This window comes from Nisaea denitrificans DSM 18348 (genome assembly GCF_000426505.1).
Lineage (GTDB): Bacteria > Pseudomonadota > Alphaproteobacteria > Thalassobaculales > Thalassobaculaceae > Nisaea > Nisaea denitrificans.
In genome coordinates this window covers 230009-250488 of the sequence record NZ_KE384532.1, presented here as the reverse complement: position 1 = coordinate 250488, position 20480 = coordinate 230009, and the positions used below count along the sequence as shown (strand labels likewise).

Genomic DNA, 20480 nt, shown 5'->3' with positions numbered 1-20480 from the left:
ATCACCGCAGCCTGCGGAGAGGACGGATATGAACTGGATCACCAACTCGGTCCTGCCGAAGATCAAGGCGCTGGTACAGCCGCGCGATGTTCCGGACAATCTCTGGATCAAGTGCGGCGGCTGTGGCGAGATGATCTTCCACCGCAATCTCGAGGAAAATCAGCAGGTCTGCCCGAACTGTCAGCATCACATGCGGATCGGCGCCGAGACCCGGATGAAAATGCTGTTCGACGACGACAGCTTTAACCGGATCGAGCTGCCGAAGCCGGTTCTCGACCCGCTGAAATTCCGGGATCGCAAACGCTACACGGACCGCCTGAAGGAAGCCCAGCACAAGACCGGCGAAGATGATGCGATCATCGTTGCGCATGGCAAGATGGGCGGTGCGCCGGTGGTGCTGGCCCTGTTCCGCTTCGATTTCATGGGCGGCTCCATGGGTGTTGCCGTCGGCGATGCACTTGTCCGTGCCGCCGAACTTGCGAAAGCCCAGAAAGCCCCGCTGGTGGTCTTCCCGGCATCGGGCGGCGCCCGCATGCAGGAAGGCATCCTGTCGCTGATGCAGATGCCGCGCACCGTGATCGCGCGGGAGATCGTCCGCGAGTCCGGCCTGCCCTTCGTCGTCGTGCTGACCGATCCGACCACGGGCGGCGTCACCGCCTCCTTTGCCATGCTGGGCGACATCCATATCGCCGAGCCGGGTGCCATCATAGGCTTCGCCGGGCAACGCGTGATCCAGGAAACCATCCGCGAGCAGCTTCCGGACGGCTTCCAGCGCTCGGAGTACCTGCTTGAGCACGGCATGGTCGACATGGTCGTGCACCGCAAGGACATGCGCGACACGCTGATCCGCGTCTTCTCCATGGTCCGCGATCCGTTGCCGAAAGCAGTGGTCGTCTCCCTGCCGAAAGCGGACAAGCCGGAGAACGAAGAGGACGACAGCGAGAGCTGATCGCCCGCCGGAGGATCCTGAAATTTCCGTACCCGCGCTTTCGCCGCAAACGATCCTAGACCGGCTGCAACGCCTGCATCCGAAGCTGATCGACCTGTCTCTGGACCGCCTTGAAAGGCTGCTCGGCCTGCTCGGCAATCCCGAACGCACGCTGCCACCTGTGATCCATGTCGCCGGTACAAACGGCAAGGGCTCGACCATTGCCATGCTGCGGGCGATCTACGAGGCTGCGGGCCGCAAGGTCCACGCCGACACCTCGCCGCATCTCGTCCGCTACAACGAGCGTTTCTATATCGCCGGCAGGGAGATCGAAGACGCGCCACTGGTGGATATTCTGGAAGAGTGCGAGCGGGTCAATGGCGGCACGCAGATCACCCATTTCGAGATCACCACGGCGGCAGCTTTCCTTGCCTTCTCCCGCACCCCGGCGGACGTGCTGCTGCTTGAAGTCGGGCTCGGCGGCCGGTTCGACGCGACCAACGTGATCGACAAGCCCGCCGTCTCCGTCATTACGCCAATCTCGATGGACCATATGGGTTTCCTCGGCGACACGATCGAGAAGATCGCTTTCGAGAAGGCCGGCATCCTGAAGCCCGGCGTCCCGGCGGTAATCGGCCCGCAGGACCCGGCGGCGCTCGCCGTGATCGAGGCCCGCGCGGCCGAAGTCGGCGCCCCGCTCCATCGCTACGGCCATGAATGGACGATAGCCGAGGGCGGCGACGGCATGCTTTTCAGCACCGGCGGCAAGACCCGGCGCTATCCGCGCCCGGGGCTGCTCGGCGCGCATCAGGTTCTCAATGCGGGACAGGCGCTGATGGCGGCCGATCTCGCGGAGCACTCCGTCAAGACAACCGAAGGCGCCCGCGCCAAGGGCATCGCCGAGGCGGCCTGGCCGGCCCGGATGCAGCATCTGGAAAGCGGCGCTCTGACAGAATATCTCAATCCCGGCTCCAGCCTCTGGGTTGATGGCGGCCATAACGAGAGCGCCGGCGAAGCGGTTTCGAAAATCCTCGACGGCTGGGCGGCCGAGCCCGGCGCCTTGCCGGTCTATCTGCTGTTCGGCTCGCTCAACACCCGCGATCCGGCGGCCTATCTGAAACATATGCGCGGACGGGCCCAGCGGCTCTACGTCCTGCCGATCCCCGGCGAGGAAAACAGCCTCACCGAGGACGCACTGATGGACGGCGCCAAGCGCGCCGCCCTGCCCGCCATTCCGGTATCCAGCGTCAAGCAGGCGCTGCGCGACAGCCAGAAAAAGGGCAAGTCCGTGCGCTTCCTGATCTGCGGCTCTCTCTATCTCGCCGGCCATGCGCTCGGTCTTAATCAAAACGCCTGATCTCTCGGGCGTTACCACATTTTCAGTCGTCATCCCTGCGAAAGCAGGGACCCAGCGGTCGTAGGATTGTTCCTGCGTTCCCTCGGTTCCCGTATGCACGGGAATGACAGTTTTCAAATGGGAGCAGCAGTATGGACCTCGGACTCAAGGGCAAGAACATCATCGTCACCGGCGGGACACGCGGCATCGGGCTTTCGATCGCCGATGCCTGCGCGGCAGAAGGGGCTGCGGTATCCGTCTGCGGGCGCAGCGAGGAAAGCCTGAAGAAGGCCGAAGCCTTCCTCTCCCGCCATGGCGGCAAGGTGCATACGGCACCCTGCGATGTTGCGGACGCGGATGCCGTAGCCGGTTACATCGCGGGAGCGGCCGAGACATTCGGCGGCATCGACGGGCTGGTGAACAACCCCTCCGGCTTCGGCTCCACCGACGATGAGGACGGCTGGAAAAAGAGCATGGATGTCGACCTGATGGGCGTCGTCCGGGCAACCTGGGCCGCCTATCCGCATCTCGTCACCAGCCAGGGCGCGGTACTGACCATCTCCTCGATCTCCGGCATCGGCGCTTCCGGCTCGATCCCCTATGGCGCGGTCAAGGCCGCCGTGATCCAGCTGACCCAGAGCCACGCCAAGAAATTCGCCGCCGACCGGGTCCGGGTGAACTGTATCGCCCCCGGCTCCATCGAGTTCCCCGGCGGCAGCTGGGAGCGGCGCAAAACCGAAGCGCCGGACGTCTACACCTCCACCCTCGCCGGCATCCCGTTCGACCGCTACGGCACGCCGGAGGAAATCGGCACCGTCGCCGCCTTCCTGCTCTCCCCCGCGGCACGCTGGGTCACCGGCCAGACCATCGCCGTCGATGGCGGCCAGAACCTGTAGACACCGGCGCACCGTCTCACATCGTCATCCCGACCTGCATCGGGATGACGCCCAGGGCGGGGCACGTCAAAACGGGCCGTGGCTTCCACATCTCATGAAGCAGGAGCAAGCAATGCCTCAAGCGATTAATCTCGCCGAAAAACTCACCAAGTTCAGCGATCACTGGTCGCCGAAAATCGTCTCCAGCTTCAACGGCCACGACATCATGGTCGTGAAGGTGAAAGGCGCGTTCAACTGGCACGACCATGCCGACAGCGACGATTTCTTCCTCGTCCTGAAAGGCTCCATCCGGATCGAGACTGAGCAAGGCAATGTCACGCTCAATCCGGGCGAGCTCTATGTCGTCCCGCGCGGCGTCAAACACCGCCCGGTCGCCGAAGAAGAAGCGCATCTGCTGCTGATCGAACCGGCAGGCCTGCCGAACACGGGCGATGCAGAGACGGCGGCGGTCAAAGCCACGATCTAAGCACGCCACCGTCATCCCGTTGAAAAACGGGATCCATGCTCGGCGGTTGAGCCGTGGATCCCGACCTGCGTCGGGATGACGCCGAGGCTGGGTTCGACAAAACGAGCCCCTGTCAGAACGGCCCTCCCCTCCGCTCTTAGAGCAGCAGGAAGAGCTTGATTACGACTGCATTCGCGATATCGATGAAGAAGGCCGAGACAAGCGGCAGAACGATGAAAGCCAACGGTGCTGGACCATAGAATTTGGTCACGGAGGACATATTGGCCATGGCCGTTGGGGTCGCGCCGAGTGTAAAGCCGGCGAGACCGGCACAGAGAACAGCAGCCGTATAATCGCGTCCCAAAAGACGGAAAAACAGAAACACGGTCATGACGGCGACTGCAGCCACCTGCAAGACGAGCACGAATACCAGGGCCCCGCCGAGTCCCTCGAGCGTCCAGAGCTGCATGCTCATCAGCGACATCGCCAGGAAAATTGACAGGGTGTAGTCGGAAACGATCGCCATGGCCCGGGTCCGGGACGGGAAATGGATCTTCCGGAAGATCAGCGGAACCAGGTTCGACAGCGCAATGCCGACAAAAAGACACGAGACAAAAAGCGGCAGCTTGATGCCAAACGTCTGAAGGCTCTCATCCAGCAGATAGCCAAGCATCACAGCCACATTCGTCCAGAGCAGCACCCGCATGATCGAAATGTGATTGATCCTCGGCTCGGGACCGTCGTTTTCCTCGTCCGGATGAGGAAGTCCGACGGTCAGCACACGTTCGGAGCCGCCTTCCAGGCCATTTCGTTCGATCAGCAGTTTCGCGATCGGCCCGCCGAGCAGGGCGGCCGCAACGAGACCGAGCGTTGCCGATGCGATGCCGATCTCCGGTGCCGCGGCAAAGCCGGTCGTCTCCGCAATCGTGGTGCCCCACGCGATCGAAGTGCCGTGCCCGCCGATCAGGGATGCCGAGCCGATCAGCACCGCGACGGGGGTCGGCAGGTCGAACAGGAAAGCGCCCAGCACCCCGATGCAGTTCTGCACCACCATCAGGAAGATCGCGATCATCAACAGCGTCGCCAGCAGAAAGCCGCCCTTTCCCAGGTCTTTCACCCGGGCATTCAGGCCGACCGTGGCAAAGAAGATCACCAGGAACTCGTCCCGGGCCGCGAGGTCGAACGTGATCTTGATATCGAGTGTGGCGTAGATCAGCCACGTCGCCAGCGCCACGACCAGCCCGCCCGAAACCGGCTCGGGGATGCTGAATTCCTGCAGGAAGCGGACATTCCGCGTCAGGAAAGCCCCAAGGAAAAAGACCACGATCCCCAATGTGACGGCGGGCAGTGCCGGTACCTCGATCATTTGGCTTCCTCGCGCCCTGAGCGTAATCCTTGCTTCGGATCAGTATACCACCACGCTGCGGATACTCTTGCCCACATGCATCCGCCCGAAGCCCTGTTGATGTTTTCCCGCGGCATGGTAGGGCGTCAGGCTATTGGCCGCCCCGACACTCTCAGGCACAACGGTCCGGCCCCTAGCGCGCCTTCGGACGTATCGCCAGCAGTGAGGCCGGCATGGACCGTTCCAGCCAGCTCTCGATTGCTGCACGCCGCCGCTGCAGCCATATCCCCAGCAAAACGACAAATGCTCCAATGACGGTCAATGCAATCGGGAACAGCGTCTCGTCCGGGAAGATTTTTACCGAGAGATGGCCGAGATACCAGGTCACACCCAAAGCCCCGAAGACGACGAAGATCCTGCGCCTGAGGTAGACCGAAGCGAAAATCAGCGCGAGGTTGATCAGAAAATAGCCGAAACGGGACAGCTCCGATTGCGACCCCAGCAGACTCAAGCCGCCCCAGAAACTCATTGCACCGAACAGATAGAGCCAGAATGCGAAATCGTTCCGGGTCCGTAGGTCGACCAGATAGGCAACCGTGATTATGGCAAGACCGAAAACCAGAGAAACAAGTCGCCGTTCATGCCAGGCGAATTCCTTCGTATCAAAGATAATAGGCGTCAGATCCATCGACAGATACCAGAGCATCAATCCGATGATCGCAGTGAGGAACGGAAACCGCACCCTGGTCAGCACCAGCGCGGCAACGGCTATCGTTGCCACCTCCATCGCGAACCAGCCGCCGCGAATCCAGCGGAAGAAGTCCCGGTACTTCCCCGGATCGTCGAACGCCCATAAATCGAAATGGCGATGAAGGCCGTAGACAAACAAGGGCGTGATCGCCACCGCCATAGAGATCCAGAGACCGCCGGGCGTCTTCGTCTCGGGTCCCTTGCGCCAAAGATATGTTCCGACAGAAGCATAGAACGCGGCATAGGCGGCCGCGATCAACGCGATCGTTCCGCCGCTCAGGTCTTCCCACCTGAGACCGAGCCACCAGCCCATGGCGCCGATGGCGATGAGCGCGCCCATGTAATAGAGCACGTGAACCATGTCGAAACGCCGCTCGTAAGCGGCATCTCTCGTGAGTTCCTGCCACATCCGACCGGCAACGTCTGGCGCGGCACCGACCTTTGCCGCCGCCTCGACCAGTTTGTGCCGGTCGAGGCGGATCACGCGATTGTCTGAACTGTCTTGATCACTCATCTGGGCCTCAATAAACCACCACGCTGCGGATGCTTTCGCCCGCATGCATCAGGTCGAAGCCCTTGTTGATGTCTTCCAGCGGCATGGTGTGGGTGATCAGGCTGTCGATGTCGATCTTGCCGTCCATGTACCAGTCGACGATCTTCGGCACGTCCGTCCGGCCCCTTGCGCCGCCGAAGGCGGTGCCACGCCAGGACCGGCCGGTGACCAGCTGGAACGGGCGGGTGGAGATTTCCTGGCCGGCACCGGCGACGCCGATGATGATGCTTTCGCCCCAGCCCTTGTGAGCGCATTCCAGGGCCTGGCGCATGGTGTTCACGTTGCCGATGCACTCGAAGCTGTAATCGGCGCCACCGCCGGTGAGATCCACCAGATACGGCACCAGGTCGCCCTCGACTTCCTTCGGGTTGACGAAGTGGGTCATGCCGAATTTCTCGGCGATCTCCTTGCGGGCCGGGTTCAGGTCGACACCGATGATCTTGTCGGCACCAACCATACGGGCGCCCTGGATCACGTTCAGGCCGATCCCGCCGAGGCCGAACACGACCACGTTTGAGCCCGGCTCCACCTTGGCCGTGTTCACCACGGCGCCGACGCCGGTGGTCACGCCGCAGCCGATGTAGCAGATCTTGTCGAACGGCGCGTCCTTGCGGACTTTCGCCAGCGCGATCTCCGGCATCACCGAATGATTGGCGAAGGTCGAGCAGCCCATATAGTGGAAGATCTTCTCGCCATTGATGGAGAAGCGGCTGGTGCCGTCCGGCATCAGGCCCGCGCCCTGGGTGGTACGGATCTTCTGGCAAAGATTGGTCTTCGGGTTGAGGCAATATTCGCACTCACGGCATTCCGGCGTGTAGAGCGGAATCACGTGATCGCCCTTTTGCAGGCTGGTCACGCCCGGGCCGACTTCAACCACCACGCCCGCGCCTTCATGACCGAGGATCGCCGGGAAAATACCTTCCGGATCGTCGCCCGAGCGGGTGAATTCGTCCGTATGGCAGAGGCCGGTCGCCTTCATCTCGACCAATACTTCTCCCGCGCGCGGGCCGTCCAGCGTGACGGTCTCGATGCTGAGCGGTTTGCCGGCCTGGAATGCAACGGCGGCTTTGGTTTCCATGGGATGCTCCCTCTCGTGCCTCTATCGGAATTGGAGGCATACAGTCTTTCATCAGTCCCGCTTTTGCAATGCGCGTCTCCGAGCATACTGAAACCGCCACCGCTCTCGACCTGTTCGAAAAAGCAGGGAAAGATAGAGGCAACAATAAAATTGGGAGGAGCCCGGACAATGAGTATCAAAGCAGTGATTACCGGCGGGGCCAGCGGCATTGGATATGCCACCGCGAAGAAGATCCTCGCGGACGGCGGAACCGTCTGCCTGCTGGATATGAACGAGAAGGCGCTGGCGGACGCGCAGACAAGTCTCGGCGGCGACCGGGTGATGACGGCCGCAACGGATGTCCGCGACGCGGCGGCACTGGATATTGCCATCCGTGCCGGGGCCGAGTTCATGGGCGGGCTCAATGCCTGCGTCGCCAGCGCCGGGATCGGCTACCGGGTGCCGATCCTCGAATCCGACACCAACGAATTCGAACGTGTCCTGTCCATCAACCTGACCGGCGTCTATTCGACACTCCGCGCGGCAGCATTGGTCATGGTCGAGCAGGGAAGCGGCGGGTCCATCGTCACGCTGGCGAGCGTTTGCGGTGTGCGCGGCTGTGCCGACCGGGCCGCCTATGGCGCCGCCAAGGCCGGGGTGATCAATCTGTCTGAAACCGCCGCCATCGAGCTCGCCCAGCACAAGATCCGGGTCAACGCACTCTGTCCGTCACCGATCAACACACCGCTGATCGAGGGTGTACAGGACGAACAGGCCGTCGCCGACTGGATGGTCGGCATCCCGATGGGCCGCTATGGCGAGCCGGAGGAAGTCGCCGAGCTCGCATCCTTCCTCTTGAGCGACAAGGCCTCGTACGTCACCGGCCAGTCCATCGGCGTCGATGGCGGCTGGATGGGCGCAGGATTGCATAATGCCGCCTATCGGGTGGCCGCCCAATGACCGGCGGAACAAAGGACATCAGGATTGGCGCTTTCCGGGTCCGCACCGTCACGGCGCCGCTGCCACAGCCGCACAAGACCGCGTCAGGGACACTGGATGCGGCGCCGCTGGTGCTGCTGGATATCGAGACCGATGCGGGCGTCACCGGCTCGTCCTATCTGTTTCCCTATGCCGCCTTCTTCCTCCGCCCCCTCGCGCTTCTGGTCTCGGAACTCGAGGAGCTGATAAAGGGCCAGCCCCTGATGCCGCGCGACATTTGGACAATGCTGAAGACCCGCACCCGGCTCGCCGGTTATCCGGGACTGATGGCCTGCGCCGTCGGCGGCATCGACATGGCGCTTTGGGATGCCCTGGCAAAAGCACATGGACTACCGCTCGCCTCCCTGCTCGGCGCAGAACCGCGCCCGGTCTGGGTCTATGACAGTCTCGGCCAGATGGGGCCGGAGGAGACTGCCCGGGACATCGAGCGCTCCCTGAAAGACGGCTTCCGGGCCTTCAAGGTGAAGTCGGGCGATCCCGATCCACGGGTCGATGTCGCCGTTGCCCGCGCGATCAAATCGGTCGCTGGCGACGACGCCTGGACGGCGATGGACTTCAATCAGGCCTTCACCGCAGAGGAGGCCGTGAAGCGCATGCATCTGCTCGACCATGAAGGCATAGCCTGGATCGAGGAGCCGGTCGCCTGGGACGATTTCGAGGGGCACGCGAATGTTCGCGCGGCGATTTCAACGCCAGTGCAGAGCGGCGAGAACTGGTACGGCGCCCGCGACATGGCGAAGATGGTTGAGGCCGGTGCGCTCGACCATGCCATGCCGGACGCCATGCGGATCGGCGGTGTCACCGGCTGGATGGAAGTCGCGGGCCTTGCCGCCGCACATAACATCCCGGTTTCAAGCCACCTGTTCCCGGATCATTCCGTGCACCTGCTGGCGGCGACGCCAACCGGCTACATCCTCGAATGGTTCGATCTCGCCGCCGGGATTCTGGCGGAGAGGCCGAAGATCGTGGACGGCATGGTCAGCCCGCTCGACCTGCCGGGGGCCGGGATCGTCTGGGACGAAAAGGCGATCGCGGAATACGCGGCCTAGCCGCGAATCTGCCCTAGCCGATCGACATCAGACTGGCATTGCCGCCGGCCGCCGCCGTGTTGATGCTGATGGATTGCTCCTCGACCAGCCAGTCGAGGCAGTAATCCTCCCGGCCGGATGCGAGTCCTGCGGATGACACGCCCTGCACGCCGACCAGCGGGCCGTCCCGGTCCGCCGCCTGCTTCTGCACAGTGATCAGCGCATCCGCGTCGCCCTCGAACAGCACGGCGGCCAGATCGGTCTCGGCGTGCCAGTCCGGGGTCAGGTGCACCCGGTCCTTCAGATCGGCGGGCAAGCTGCCGACCAACGCGCTGGCCGCATCGCTTTCCTGCAAGACGACCTCGTCCCCCGCCGCGAGAATGGCGGAGATCTGCCGCAGCAAACCGGCCTCGCCCGGCGCAATGGCCGCGATACGGCCTTTCGGATGCACCAGATAGCGGTTCCGCTCCCCGACCGGCCCCGGCAGGTCGAGATCGGTGCCAAGCGGCGAGCGGGCGATATAGGCCGCCGTCATCTCCGCTTCCTTCGTCCGGCCAGCCTCGCGCAGCCAGGCTTCGAGCTGGTGCGCCGGCTCCGGGCCGACATCCGGCGCCCGGTCCGAGATGGCCGACGTGAAGGGGCGGCGGGCCAGAAGACGGGTGAGATAGAGCGGGCCGCCCGCTTTCGGGCCGGTGCCGGAAAGGCCCCGTCCGCCGAACGGCTGCACGCCGACGATGGCGCCGATGATATTGCGGTTCACATAGACATTGCCGACACCGATCCGGCGGGCCACCCGGTCGATGGTCTCGTCGATCCGTGAATGCACCCCGAAGGTCAGGCCGTAACCGGTGGCGTTGATATCGTCCACCAGCGCATCCAGCCTGTTCCGCTTGAAGCGGACAACATGCAGGACCGGGCCGAACACTTCCCGCTCCAGCTCGGCGAGACTGCCAATCTCGATCAGGGTCGGCGGGATGAAGGTGCCGTGTCTTGTGTCGGCGGGCAGATCCAGTTGCTCCACCTTGTTGCCACGCTCCCGCATGGTCTCGATATGCGTCCGGATACCCGCCTGCGCTTCCGCCGTGATGACCGGGCCGACATCGGTAGAAAGCCGGTCCGGGTTACCGATGGCCAGCTCGTGCATGGCGCCTTTCAGCATCTCCAGCATGCGGTCGGCAACGTCTTCCTGCAGGCAGAGCACGCGCAGGGCCGAGCAGCGCTGACCGGCACTGTCGAAAGCGGACATGATGACATCGGCGACGACCTGTTCCGGCAGGGCCGAGCTGTCAACGATGAGGGCGTTCTGGCCGCCCGTCTCCGCGATCAGCGGGATCTGCGTGCCGTCCGGCGCGAGACGCCCGGCGAGACCCGCCTGGATCAGCCGCGCGACTTCGGTCGAGCCGGTGAACATGACACCGCGCACGCGGCTGTCAGCAACCAGCGCCGCGCCAACCTCGCCCGCGCCCGGAACCAGCTGCAACGCATCCTTCGGAATTCCGGCCTCATGCATCAGCCGGACCGCCTCGGCGGCGATCAGCGGGCTTTCCTCCGCCGGTTTCGCCAGCACCGGGTTACCCGCAGCCAATGCCGCCGACATCTGGCCGGTGAAGATCGCCAGCGGGAAGTTCCACGGGCTGATACAGACCACGGGCCCGAGCGGACGGTGGCTGTCCATGTTGAATTTCGTCTCCACCTCCATCGCGTAGTAGCGCAGGAAGTCGACGGCCTCGCGCACCTCTGCGATGGCATTGGCCATGGTCTTGCCAGCTTCACGCACGCAGATGCCCATCAGCACCGGCATGCGGGCTTCCATCAGATCGGCGGCACGCATCAGCAGGGCGGCACGCTCCGCAGGCTCCGTCGCCGCCCAGACCGGCGCCGCTGCCTCGGCGATCTCGAACGCCTTGTCGATCACAGCCTCGTCCGCATCGCGCACGGTACCGACCAGATCACGACGATCGGACGGATTGCGCACTTCGCGCACCGGGCCGGTCTCGGCGGCGCCTTCCACCGTCGGTGCCGATTGCCAGAAGGTCTCTGCGCTGGACAACAACGCGGCGGAGAGTGAGGCGAGCCGGTGTTCGTTCGACAGATCCAGACCCTGCGCGTTCGGCCGTTCCGGTCCGTAGAGCGTGCGCGGCGCGCTGATCTTCGGATGCGGTGCGCCGACCGGCTCGACCTTTAGGGCCTCCGCCACCGGATCGGCGATCAGATCGTCGATTGAAAAGGCCGGATCGGCAATCCGGTTCACGAAGGAAGTGTTGGCGCCATTCTCCAGCAGACGCCGAACCAGATAGGCGAGCAGCGTCTCGTGGCTGCCGACCGGGGCATAAACCCGGCAGGGCCGGTTCAGCTTGTCCCGCCCGACGACTTCCTCATAAAGCGGCTCGCCCATGCCATGCAGGCACTGGAATTCGTACTGCCCGGCATAATAGTTCGGCCCGGCCATCTGCATGATTGCGGCGAGGCTCTGGGCATTATGGGTGGCGAATTGCGGATAGACTGCGTCCGGCGCCGCCAGCAGCTTCTTGGCGCAGGCAAGGTAGGAGACATCGGTGTGAATCTTCCGGGTGAAGACCGGGAAGTCCTCCAGACCGTCCACCTGCGCGCGCTTGATCTCGCTGTCCCAATAGGCGCCCTTCACCAGCCGGATCATCAGCCGGTGGCCGCTGCGCCGGGCCAGGTCGATCAGGTAGTCGAGTACGAAGGGGCAGCGCTTGGAATAGGCCTGCACCACGAAGCCGATGCCGTTCCAGTCAGCCAGATCCGGATCGAAGCAGACCGCTTCCAGCAGGTCGAGGGAAAGCTCCAGCCGGTCCATCTCCTCGGCATCGATATTGAGGCCGATATCGTAGGAACGGGCGAGCAGGGCCAGCTTCTTCAGGATCGGCAGCAGCTCCTCCATCACCCGGTCCTGCTTCATCCGCCAATAGCGCGGATGCAGGGCGGAGAGCTTGATCGAGATGCCGGGACCTTCGTATATCCCTCGGCCCTTCGATGCCTTGCCGATGGCGTGGATCGCCTGCTCGTATTCCTTCAGATAGCGGGCGGCGTCCTCGGCCGTCGTCGCCGCCTCGCCCAGCATGTCGTAGGAGTAGCGAAAACCCTTCTTCTCCATGGACCGGCTGTTGGCCAGCGCCTCGGAGATGGTCTGCCCGGTGACGAACTGCTCCCCCATCATCCGCATGGCGACGTCGACGCCGCTGCGGATCAGCGGCTCGCCACCGCGCCCGATCATCTTGGTCAGGGCCGCGCCCATGCTGTCCTCGCTCTGGGTCGCGGTCAGACGGCCGGTAACCACAAGCCCCCATGTCGCGGCATTCACGAACATGGACGGGGAATGGCCGAGATGGGATTTCCAGTCGCCGTTCGAGATCTTGTCGCGGATCAGCGCGTCGCGGGTCTGCCGGTCGGGGATCCGGAGCAGCGCCTCGGCGAGGCACATCAGCGCGACGCCTTCCTGGCTGGAAAGATCATATTCGTGGATCAGGCCTTCGACGCCGCCGCGCACGCTCTTCTCGCGCAGCTCTTCCACCAGGGTTCGGGCCAGGCTTGCCGCCGCCTGCTGCCTGGCGGGCGTCAGGGATGCCTCGGAGATCAGATAGGGCAGGCATTCCATCTCCGGCTTGCGATAGGCCGCCGTGATTCGGGCCCGCAACACGCTCTGGGCCTGCACACCCTGGGCGAATTCCAGAAACGGCCGGGGGAGCTGTTCGCCGGCAGGCATGTTTTCATCGAACTCGAGATCCGCGTTGCCCGCGAGATAACCGTCCAGCGGCTCTCCCCGCTCGATCCGCTCGATGGCGCCGACGAGAGACTGCTTCACCAGCCAGTGCGGCGTGCGACCGATCCTGTCGGCGGCGGTCTTCAGCCGCGCCCGCAAGTCCTCGCTGACTTTCACGCCTATGGTCTGCGCCGCCATTACCGCCCCCCTGGATCGATCCGAAGGCGAAGGTTACACCAACAACACCACACAGGTGCAACCTGATTCTTTCAAAGGGTAACCCGAGCCGATTACATCGGCTCCAGACGCAGCAGATCGCCTGCGGAGCTGTCCGTCAGAACATAGAGATAACCATCCGGTCCCTGCTTCACCGCACGGATGCGCTCCTCCAGCCCCTCAAGCAGCACTTCCTGCTCCGTCACCCTGTCGCCATCGAGCACCAACCGGCGCAGATGCATGTGCGCCAGCGCGCCGACGAAGAGATTGCCGCGCCAGTTCGGAAATTTGTCGCCGTCATAGAATTCCATCCCGCTCGGCGCGATGGACGGCACCCAGTAGACCACCGGTTGCTCCATGCCCGGCATCGCGGTCTTGTCCGAGATAATCGCGCCGCTGTAATCGATACCGTAGGTGATCGCGGGCCAGCCGTAATTCCGGCCGGGACGGAGGATATTCACCTCGTCACCGCCGCGCGGCCCATGCTCCTGCGCCCAAATGGTCGAAGTGCCCGGCCGCAGCGCCATGCCCTGTACGTTCCGGTGCCCGTAGGAATAGATCTCCGGCAGCGCACCCGACCGGCCGACGAACGGATTGTCAGGCGGCACCGAGCCGTCATCCTCGATCCGGGCAATGGTTCCGATATGCGTGCCGAGGTTCTGCGCCTCGCTCATGTAACTGCCCCGGTCGCCCATGCTGACGAACAGCGTGCCGTCCGGCGCAAATACCAGCCGTGAGCCGAAATGCCTGCCGCCACCGACCTTCGGCGTCTGCCGGAAGATCACGTCGAGGTCGACAAGGGCATCATCCACCAGCCGTCCCCGCGCGACTTCCGTTCCGGCACCGCCGTCGCCCCGCCCGGCAAAGGACAGATAGACCAGCCGGTTTTCGCTGAAGTCCGGGTGCAGCACCACGTCGAGCAATCCTCCCTGGCCCGAGGCATAAACCTTCGGCGTGCCGCGCACCGGCACCGGCTCCAGCCCGTCCGGCCCGACGATCCGCAACGCCCCTTCCCGCTCGGTGACGAGAATGCGGCCGTCCGGCAGGAAGGCCAGACCCCAGGGATGGTCCAGGCCGCCAGCAAGCTGCGTCACCCGGAAATCATGGACATCGGACCGCTCGACCTGTGGCACATCGGCACCTGCCGCGCAGGCCGCCACACCGAAAAGGAGAGCATTTGCGGCAAGCCGCGACGACACCCGCAACAATCGAGAGCACAGATCCAATCCCATGACTTCCTCCGTTCGGTCACCTGACATCTAGATGGCGCCGCAACGCCTTCCAGCAAGGGGAAGGCCAGGAAGCGGGTTACAGGAACGCGAGGCCACACAGGAGATTCCGGGAGCTACGAACAAATTTCCGAAAATGTCCTGAACATTATTGTACTATTAACAAAATCAATCTCAGACTGAGGAAAGTCAAAAATATTTGGGGCAAGGCTGGATCAACGGCCAACCAGAATAACAAGGGGGAAACAACCCATGGCGGAACAGACTGAAACCTCGCGGCAGGCATTTAACGAAATCGATCAAGGGGCCCTGCTGGCCCTCAAGCAAACCTGGCCTCTTGTCGAAAAGGGGCTGCCGTCCATCCTGGATCAATTCTACCGCCATATCGCCTCCGACCCGGAAATCGCCGCAAACCTGGAACAGGGCCCGGACACTGACACCCTCAAGCAGGCGCAGAGCCGGTTCTGGGAATCGCTCTTCAATGACGGCTTCAACGACGATTATCTCGCGCGCTCCCGAGAGATCGGCGAGCTTCATACCGGGATCGGCCTCGGCCAGCGCTGGCATACCGCCGCAGCCGCCTTCATCCAGCCACGCCTTTTCAGCCTTATCGCCCGCAAGCACAAACGTGCCGACGATACGGTGCGGTATTGCAGCGCCGTGGCAAAGGCCGTCGCGCTGGACATGGATCTTGCGCAAGGTGCCGCCGGATCGTCTGATGAGGCAGAAAAACTCAAGCATCAGGTCCTCAACCTCGCCGACACCCTTGAACGCGAGATAGATCAGACCGTGGAAGAGGTCATGCTGCAGGCCGGTCGGGTTGCCGAGCTGACAAACGGCCTGGCCATCGCCGCCACCGAGATGGCGACGCTGATCAACGAAGTGCGCGGCGCGACCGACATCACCGCGGGCAACGTGAACTCCGTCGCCGCAGCGACCGAAGAGCTCAGCGCCTCAAGCCAGGAAATCGCCACGCAAGTCTCGGACTCCGCGCGGCTGACGGCAGAAGCGACCGACAGTGCCGAGGGCGCGCGTGAGCGGGTCGCGGCGCTGGAAGAAGCCACGAAAAACATCAGCTCCGTCGTCGGCCTGATCAACTCCATCGCCGCACAGACGAAGCTGCTTGCCCTGAACGCGACAATCGAGGCCGCCCGCGCCGGGGAGGCCGGGAAAGGCTTCGCGGTCGTCGCCTCCGAGGTAAAATCGCTGGCACAGCAGACCGAAAACGCCATCCAGGAGGTCAGCCAGCATACCGCCGGTGTGCAAACGGCAACCCGATCCTCGGTCGAGGCCATTACGGGTATCGCTGCAAAAATCGCGGACGTAAACGGCATCTCTTCCGGGGTCGCTTCCGCCGTCGAGGAGCAATTGGCCGCGACCGGCGAGATCGGACGCTCCTCGAACGAGGCATCGGAAATGACCGGCCAGGTTGCCGCCTCCATCGCCAGGGTGGCCGAGCATGCGGAACGCACCAGCCAGTCGGCGACCGCGATCGAGACGCTGGCCAAAAATGTCAGCACGAATGTGAGCGACATGAAACGCCGCCTCGGCATCGTCGTGCGGGCGGGAGAGGACGCGAACCGCCGGGGCAGCGATCGGATCCCGACCGTGATCAACGGGACGATCCAGTTCGGCGCCATCAATACAGAGGGCTTCATCGCCGATCTCTCGCCACGCGGCGCCCTGCTGCTGTGCGACGGGCAGGAAACCGCAGAGCCGGCAACGCTCGGCAGCGTTACCCTCGCCAACGGGGTCCGCATTCCGGCCCGCGTCGTTGCCGCCACGTCTCTCGGTATCCATGCCGCGTTCGAGGATATCGACGCCATGGCGGCCGAAATGGTCGGCGCCATGATCGAGCAGGCCATGGGCGAAAACGACGTTTTCCGGGACATCTGCGTGACAGCCGCGAGCGAAGCCGAGAACGCCCTCGCCGCCGCCATCAGCGCGGGCCGGATTTCCATCGAGGACATGTTCGACAGTCAGTACGCGGCAATGCCGGGCACCAACCCGCCGCAATATTCAACCAGGTTCGTCGATCTGACCGACGAGTTGCTGATGCCCATACAGGAGCACCACAAGGACCGGGACGACCGCATCCGGCTGCTCTGCGCTACCGACAGGAACGGCTATATCGGCACGCACAACGCCGCGGTCTCGCAGCCGCAACGCCCGGACGATCCGGTCTGGAACGCCGCGAACTGCCGCAACCGGCGGATCTTCGACGACCGGGCGGGCTTGCTTGCAGCGGGCAACAAGGAGCCGCATCAGCTGCAGACCTATGTCCGGGATATGGGCGGCGGAAAGAAAGTGCTGCTGAAGGAAATCGATGCGCCAATCACGCTTTCCGGACGCCATTGGGGCAACATGCGCTGCGCCTTCGTTCCCTGAGCACGCCCGGTCAATGGCGCTAACCGGCATACCGCCCGGTTAGCTGCCCACCTTGCAATAGAGCTGCCGGACGGTCCCGATCTGCTCCAGCTCGGAGAAGGACGGGGCCCCGGCCCACCCGGCCTGCTTGGCTTCCTGAACCGGAACTTTTCCGCTGTTCAGCATCTGCTGGATCGTGCGCGGCGCAACCGTTGAGACACGCCCGCGCCTTGTGTTCGAGGCTATGGCGATGCCGACCAGACGCCCCGATGCATCCAGCGTTGGCCCACCGCTGATTCCGCCGAGGCTGCCCGGTGCCACACCTTCACGCCCGGTTTCGGCCCAGACCAAAACAAGACGACCTATGCCGCGCAACGACTTTCCATGAAGCTCACCGCGCCCAAGCAGCGCAGAGGAAACACGCCCCTTCCCGGTTCCGGGAAAACCATAATGGTATCCGACATCGCCGATATCCGGCAGCGGACCAAGAGAGAGCGCTGGTGACCGCCCGGCATCAGCGCGGACAAGCGCGATGTCAGCATCCGGATGCAACACCGCATCACCCCTGATAGGCACCACATGCTGCCGGTCGACGACAAACCCCAACCGGTCACATCCCTCGACGACATGCCGCGCGGTCAGCCAGTAATCCGGCGATACAACGAACGCTGTACCAACGCCGCTACCGATCTTTTCGCGCTCTTCGATCCTCAGCTTTATATCGTACAGGCTCGGTGGCGGCAGAGGCCGGCGCGGCGTCCGGCCCGCCGGCAGATCCCGAACCGGCGGCGCTGCATATACGGAGCGCTTAGGAAAAGCTTCCGGTGCCGGCTGCATGAGATCCCCGCCCCACTCGAACAACCCGGCCAGCACAATAGCTGCCACGGCGCCGAGTATTCCCAGTTTCTCAGGCGGAAGAGAGCGCATAGCCGCTAGCCCGAAACAGCCGCCGCATTAAGGGCAGCAACCGAGAGCTTGATCGAGACAAGGAGCGTTGCGGCCCCGATCTCGCCTTCTTCAATGCGCGTGGAAAGATTGCGTATGGCAAGATCCGTCACCCTGAAGACTAGGATCTGGATCACCAGAGTCACCGTACCCCAGATCAGGATGTCGACAAGGCTGACGCTGGCGGCCAGACAGAAAGCCAGCGGGATCGCCAGGCCGAGTATGGCGCCGGCAAGCGACAGCGCGGCGGCTGCGTTACCCTCCCGGATCAGCTTCAGCTCGTCATGTGCCGTGATCCGCATATAGATCAGGGTTCCGATCAGAAGCATGCCCAAGCTCGCCGCGAAATGCGCAACCAGATACGGAAGACCAGCCATCAGACTGCTGAAGACACCGGACATTTTCGCACCTCACCTTAAAACAACCCCGCCGGGAATGCGGCAACCCAAGCATCCCCCCTACAGACACGACATATGCGTCAGACCGGGCGTGGGCGCCACTAAATATTCGAAATTTTAAGGATATTCATCGTAACTTCAGTTTATAATAAACGTGCCGCTGGACAATCATAGGTCTGGTTTGATATTTTAAGTCAATTGATCAAAAATGGTTTAAGATCAGAATCTAAATTTTAAAAACGCCTTCAAAAGGAAACGATTTCCGCTAATGCCACGCTATCTCATCCTTGACGAGCAAGCCGAACGTGAAGCGCGCGTCATGCACCGCTATCGTGTCGAGGTTGCAGCATACTGGATGAAGTGGCACCTGTGCGCCGGGCTGGCCTCCGCCCTCGGAATGATCTTTCTGACTGGTCTCGTTGTCGCCCTGTACAACGCGGCCATCCTCGGCATTGGCCCGACCCTGAATGACTGGGGCGATTTCTCGTTCCTGCTCCACATCAACATCTTCAACTGGCGGGTCGATCCGGACTATTACCACCGTCTGGTGACCTACCCGATGACCCCGGTCACCCTCGACCATATGCCCTGGGCACATCTGTTCGGCTTCATCACGATGGGCACGTGCCTGATCACGGCGATGATGAGCGTGCTGCATTTCGAGCCGATCGTCAGCCACGACCCGAACCGGTATATCCGGATCGAGCCGGTACGGCTGACGCCGCCGATCGAGGTTTATTTCGAAAGTGATCGCGGGCTTGACCAGAAATTCGTGATCGACGTCATCTTCACCGCGCCGGGCCCAGCCAGCGCCCAGGTCATCCGCGAGAAATCCAAAGCGATCTCGCTGCATTGCCAGACCGAGATCCAGCGTCTGGTCGATAGCGCGGTCTGGCAAATCCGCCTGCCGCAGCTCCGGCGGCAACTGGCCCGCATCGCCGTGGAATACGTGCCGCGCGATGCGATCCACGATCTGAAGATCCGCTCGATCAAGATGCATCCGGTGGTCCGCCCGATGCCGCTGACGGCTGCTGTTGCGGCGGTGGTGCAGGGCGTCGACGTGGAAGGCTCAGCAGAAATGCCCGCGAGCGTCGAAGGCATCTCCCCGGAACCGGTTCCGGCGGAATAGCCGCCGCCGGTTTCGATCTGACGATCGCCGGTCAGACTCAGGCACGCTCCCAGACAGTCACATTCTTTTGCTCGATCATCGGCGCGACGCGACCGTCGAATGCCTTGAAATGGTCGCTTGCGAGATGGTCCTTGAAGGCCCCTTCGTCGTCATAGAGCTCATAAAGGAAGCAATGCGCCGGGTCCTGCGGATCGAAGCAGACATCGAACTGATTGCATCCGGGCTCGAACCTCAGCGAGGCCGCCGCATTCTCCAGCATTGCCTCCCTGAACGCCGCCGCCATGGCCGGCCGGATATGAAATTCGACGGTGATGACATACATCGCTTTCGTCCCTCCAAGGGCAAAGTGGATCGGTCCGGATCAGGACCCGATCAGGCTGCTGACACCGACCCAGAGCAGACGCGCCGCCAGCAATGTCAGAACGGTCTTGAATCCGATCGCAAAGGCACGCTCGGGCATCCATTCCAGCACTTTCTTGCCGGTTGCCGTGCCGAGGAATCCGGTCGCGATCATGGCGACGATCAACGGGATCCATTCCGGAAAGGCGAAGCCGACGATGCCGAACGCGACGACCTTCACACCGTGCTGCACCGTCATGCAGGCACTGTGGGTCGCCACCGTGACCATCTTGCCGTAGCGATCAGGCGGCAGAAAGGCGGCCAGCAGCGGGCCGGTCGCGCCAACGAACATCGTGGCGAAACTGGTCACTGCGCCGACCCCGACAAAGCCCGCCGCCGGCACCTTGTGCTTGCCCAGCTTAGGCCCCCAGACCGTGTAAAGGATGAAGCAGGCCAGCACCGCCTGCAGAGCCGCCTGCGGCAAGGAAACGACAATCTGCGCCGCAAGCGCGACACCGATAAGGGCCCCGATCAGAAAAAACCAGAAGAGCTTCCGCTCCGTGTGCTCACGCATCACGAAGGCTCGCCCGGCATTGGAGCCGAACTGGACAACGCCATGTACCGGGATCACCGCCAGCGGCGGCAGCACGGAGCCGATTGCAACCAGCATCATGACCCCTCCCCCAAGACCGAAGGCCACGGTCACAGCGGACGTCACATAGCTGAAAAGGATCAGCGATATACACGCCCATAGCGGCACGGAGTCAGGCAATAAGGCTTCAATCACGGACGGCGT

17 protein-coding genes are annotated in these 20480 nt (G+C 63.1%); 8 read left to right on the top strand and 9 right to left on the bottom strand.

Going from position 1 to position 20480, the window contains the following annotated elements; all coding sequences use genetic code 11:
- The first annotated feature begins 28 nt into the window (after window positions 1–28).
- The 4 genes from accD to K328_RS0121005 all read left to right on the top strand — a co-directional run bounded on the left by accD (window position 29) and on the right by K328_RS0121005 (window position 3626).
- Complete coding sequence (accD, locus tag K328_RS0121020; protein WP_028467646.1) at window positions 29–949, top strand: acetyl-CoA carboxylase, carboxyltransferase subunit beta; 921 nt, start codon at window positions 29–31, stop codon at window positions 947–949.
- A 160-nt stretch (window positions 950–1109) separates the two neighbouring features.
- Window positions 1110–2285, top strand: coding sequence for a bifunctional folylpolyglutamate synthase/dihydrofolate synthase (locus tag K328_RS0121015; RefSeq protein WP_245577622.1), 1176 nt, complete (start codon window positions 1110–1112; stop codon window positions 2283–2285).
- Window positions 2286–2416: 131 nt separating this feature from the next.
- Window positions 2417–3160: an SDR family NAD(P)-dependent oxidoreductase gene (locus K328_RS0121010; protein ID WP_028467644.1), complete on the top strand. Its 744-nt coding sequence runs from the start codon at window positions 2417–2419 to the stop codon at window positions 3158–3160.
- Between the two features lie 112 nt (window positions 3161–3272).
- A complete protein-coding gene (locus K328_RS0121005) occupies window positions 3273–3626 on the top strand; it encodes a cupin domain-containing protein (RefSeq protein ID WP_028467643.1) in 354 nt (117 codons plus the stop codon).
- A 136-nt stretch (window positions 3627–3762) separates the two neighbouring features.
- On the opposite strand, the gene gltS is transcribed toward K328_RS0121005, so the two are convergent.
- The 3 genes from gltS to K328_RS0120990 all read right to left on the bottom strand — a co-directional run bounded on the left by gltS (window position 3763) and on the right by K328_RS0120990 (window position 7331).
- Window positions 3763–4971 carry a sodium/glutamate symporter gene (gltS, locus tag K328_RS0121000; RefSeq protein WP_028467642.1) on the bottom strand — a complete coding sequence of 403 codons (1209 nt, stop codon included), beginning with the start codon at window positions 4969–4971 and terminating at the stop codon, window positions 3763–3765.
- A 172-nt stretch (window positions 4972–5143) separates the two neighbouring features.
- Window positions 5144–6214 (bottom strand): hypothetical protein, encoded by a 1071-nt coding sequence (locus K328_RS0120995; protein ID WP_051285345.1) that lies wholly within the window; start codon window positions 6212–6214, stop codon window positions 5144–5146.
- Between the two features lie 7 nt (window positions 6215–6221).
- Window positions 6222–7331, bottom strand: coding sequence for an S-(hydroxymethyl)glutathione dehydrogenase/class III alcohol dehydrogenase (locus K328_RS0120990; RefSeq protein ID WP_028467640.1), 1110 nt, complete (start codon window positions 7329–7331; stop codon window positions 6222–6224).
- Between the two features lie 168 nt (window positions 7332–7499).
- Between K328_RS0120990 and K328_RS0120985 the strand changes: the two genes are divergently transcribed.
- Both K328_RS0120985 and K328_RS0120980 read left to right on the top strand, forming a co-directional pair.
- Window positions 7500–8270, top strand: coding sequence for an SDR family NAD(P)-dependent oxidoreductase (locus K328_RS0120985; protein ID WP_036555289.1), 771 nt, complete (start codon window positions 7500–7502; stop codon window positions 8268–8270).
- Window positions 8267–9358, top strand: coding sequence for an enolase C-terminal domain-like protein (locus K328_RS0120980; protein WP_028467638.1), 1092 nt, complete (start codon window positions 8267–8269; stop codon window positions 9356–9358). Before K328_RS0120985 ends, K328_RS0120980 begins: the two co-directional genes overlap by 4 nt.
- Window positions 9359–9371: 13 nt before the next feature.
- Here the strand turns inward: K328_RS0120980 and putA are convergent, their stop codons facing one another.
- Window positions 9372–13259, bottom strand: coding sequence for a trifunctional transcriptional regulator/proline dehydrogenase/L-glutamate gamma-semialdehyde dehydrogenase (gene putA / locus K328_RS0120975; protein ID WP_028467637.1), 3888 nt, complete (start codon window positions 13257–13259; stop codon window positions 9372–9374).
- Between the two features lie 92 nt (window positions 13260–13351).
- On the bottom strand, window positions 13352–14509 hold the full coding sequence (locus K328_RS0120970) for a PQQ-dependent sugar dehydrogenase (RefSeq protein ID WP_028467636.1): 1158 nt from the start codon (window positions 14507–14509) through the stop codon (window positions 13352–13354).
- A gap of 249 nt (window positions 14510–14758) precedes the next feature.
- Between K328_RS0120970 and K328_RS27115 the strand changes: the two genes are divergently transcribed.
- Entirely contained in the window at window positions 14759–16894 is a 2136-nt protein-coding gene (locus K328_RS27115; RefSeq protein WP_036555288.1) for a protoglobin domain-containing protein, read from the top strand.
- 39 nt (window positions 16895–16933) lie between these two features.
- On the opposite strand, the gene K328_RS25290 is transcribed toward K328_RS27115, so the two are convergent.
- Together K328_RS25290 and K328_RS0120955 are read right to left on the bottom strand one after the other, a co-directional pair.
- Window positions 16934–17800, bottom strand: coding sequence for a S1 family peptidase (locus K328_RS25290; protein WP_051285343.1), 867 nt, complete (start codon window positions 17798–17800; stop codon window positions 16934–16936).
- A gap of 5 nt (window positions 17801–17805) precedes the next feature.
- The gene (locus K328_RS0120955) at window positions 17806–18219 is read right to left on the bottom strand and encodes a DUF350 domain-containing protein (protein ID WP_028467635.1); all 414 of its coding nucleotides are present in this window, start codon (window positions 18217–18219) and stop codon (window positions 17806–17808) included.
- Window positions 18220–18484: 265 nt separating this feature from the next.
- Between K328_RS0120955 and K328_RS0120950 the strand changes: the two genes are divergently transcribed.
- Window positions 18485–19345 carry a hypothetical protein gene (locus K328_RS0120950; RefSeq protein WP_028467634.1) on the top strand — a complete coding sequence of 287 codons (861 nt, stop codon included), beginning with the start codon at window positions 18485–18487 and terminating at the stop codon, window positions 19343–19345.
- A 37-nt stretch (window positions 19346–19382) separates the two neighbouring features.
- On the opposite strand, the gene K328_RS0120945 is transcribed toward K328_RS0120950, so the two are convergent.
- Together K328_RS0120945 and K328_RS0120940 are read right to left on the bottom strand one after the other, a co-directional pair.
- On the bottom strand, window positions 19383–19667 hold the full coding sequence (locus K328_RS0120945) for a putative quinol monooxygenase (RefSeq protein ID WP_028467633.1): 285 nt from the start codon (window positions 19665–19667) through the stop codon (window positions 19383–19385).
- A 39-nt stretch (window positions 19668–19706) separates the two neighbouring features.
- Window positions 19707–20444, bottom strand: a complete 738-nt coding sequence (locus K328_RS0120940) for a sulfite exporter TauE/SafE family protein (protein ID WP_281169444.1) — start codon at window positions 20442–20444, stop codon at window positions 19707–19709.
- Between the last annotated feature and the right edge of the window lie 36 nt (window positions 20445–20480).

Bases quoted from the DNA above. Each gene is read 5' to 3' on its own strand.
- gltS (WP_028467642.1), bottom strand. From the start codon at position 4,971: ATGATCGAGGTACCGGCACTGCCCGCCGTCACATTGGGGATCGTGGTC.
- K328_RS0120950 (WP_028467634.1), top strand. From the start codon at position 18,485: ATGCCACGCTATCTCATCCTTGACGAGCAAGCCGAACGTGAAGCGCGC.
- accD (WP_028467646.1), top strand. From the start codon at position 29: ATGAACTGGATCACCAACTCGGTCCTGCCGAAGATCAAGGCGCTGGTA.
- K328_RS0120980 (WP_028467638.1), top strand. From the start codon at position 8,267: ATGACCGGCGGAACAAAGGACATCAGGATTGGCGCTTTCCGGGTCCGC.
- K328_RS0120955 (WP_028467635.1), bottom strand. From the start codon at position 18,219: ATGTCCGGTGTCTTCAGCAGTCTGATGGCTGGTCTTCCGTATCTGGTT.
- K328_RS25290 (WP_051285343.1), bottom strand. From the start codon at position 17,800: ATGCGCTCTCTTCCGCCTGAGAAACTGGGAATACTCGGCGCCGTGGCA.
- K328_RS0120970 (WP_028467636.1), bottom strand. From the start codon at position 14,509: ATGGGATTGGATCTGTGCTCTCGATTGTTGCGGGTGTCGTCGCGGCTT.
- putA (WP_028467637.1), bottom strand. From the start codon at position 13,259: ATGGCGGCGCAGACCATAGGCGTGAAAGTCAGCGAGGACTTGCGGGCG.
- K328_RS0120995 (WP_051285345.1), bottom strand. From the start codon at position 6,214: ATGAGTGATCAAGACAGTTCAGACAATCGCGTGATCCGCCTCGACCGG.
- K328_RS27115 (WP_036555288.1), top strand. From the start codon at position 14,759: ATGGCGGAACAGACTGAAACCTCGCGGCAGGCATTTAACGAAATCGAT.
- K328_RS0121010 (WP_028467644.1), top strand. From the start codon at position 2,417: ATGGACCTCGGACTCAAGGGCAAGAACATCATCGTCACCGGCGGGACA.
- K328_RS0120990 (WP_028467640.1), bottom strand. From the start codon at position 7,331: ATGGAAACCAAAGCCGCCGTTGCATTCCAGGCCGGCAAACCGCTCAGC.
- K328_RS0120985 (WP_036555289.1), top strand. From the start codon at position 7,500: ATGAGTATCAAAGCAGTGATTACCGGCGGGGCCAGCGGCATTGGATAT.
- K328_RS0120945 (WP_028467633.1), bottom strand. From the start codon at position 19,667: ATGTATGTCATCACCGTCGAATTTCATATCCGGCCGGCCATGGCGGCG.
- K328_RS0121005 (WP_028467643.1), top strand. From the start codon at position 3,273: ATGCCTCAAGCGATTAATCTCGCCGAAAAACTCACCAAGTTCAGCGAT.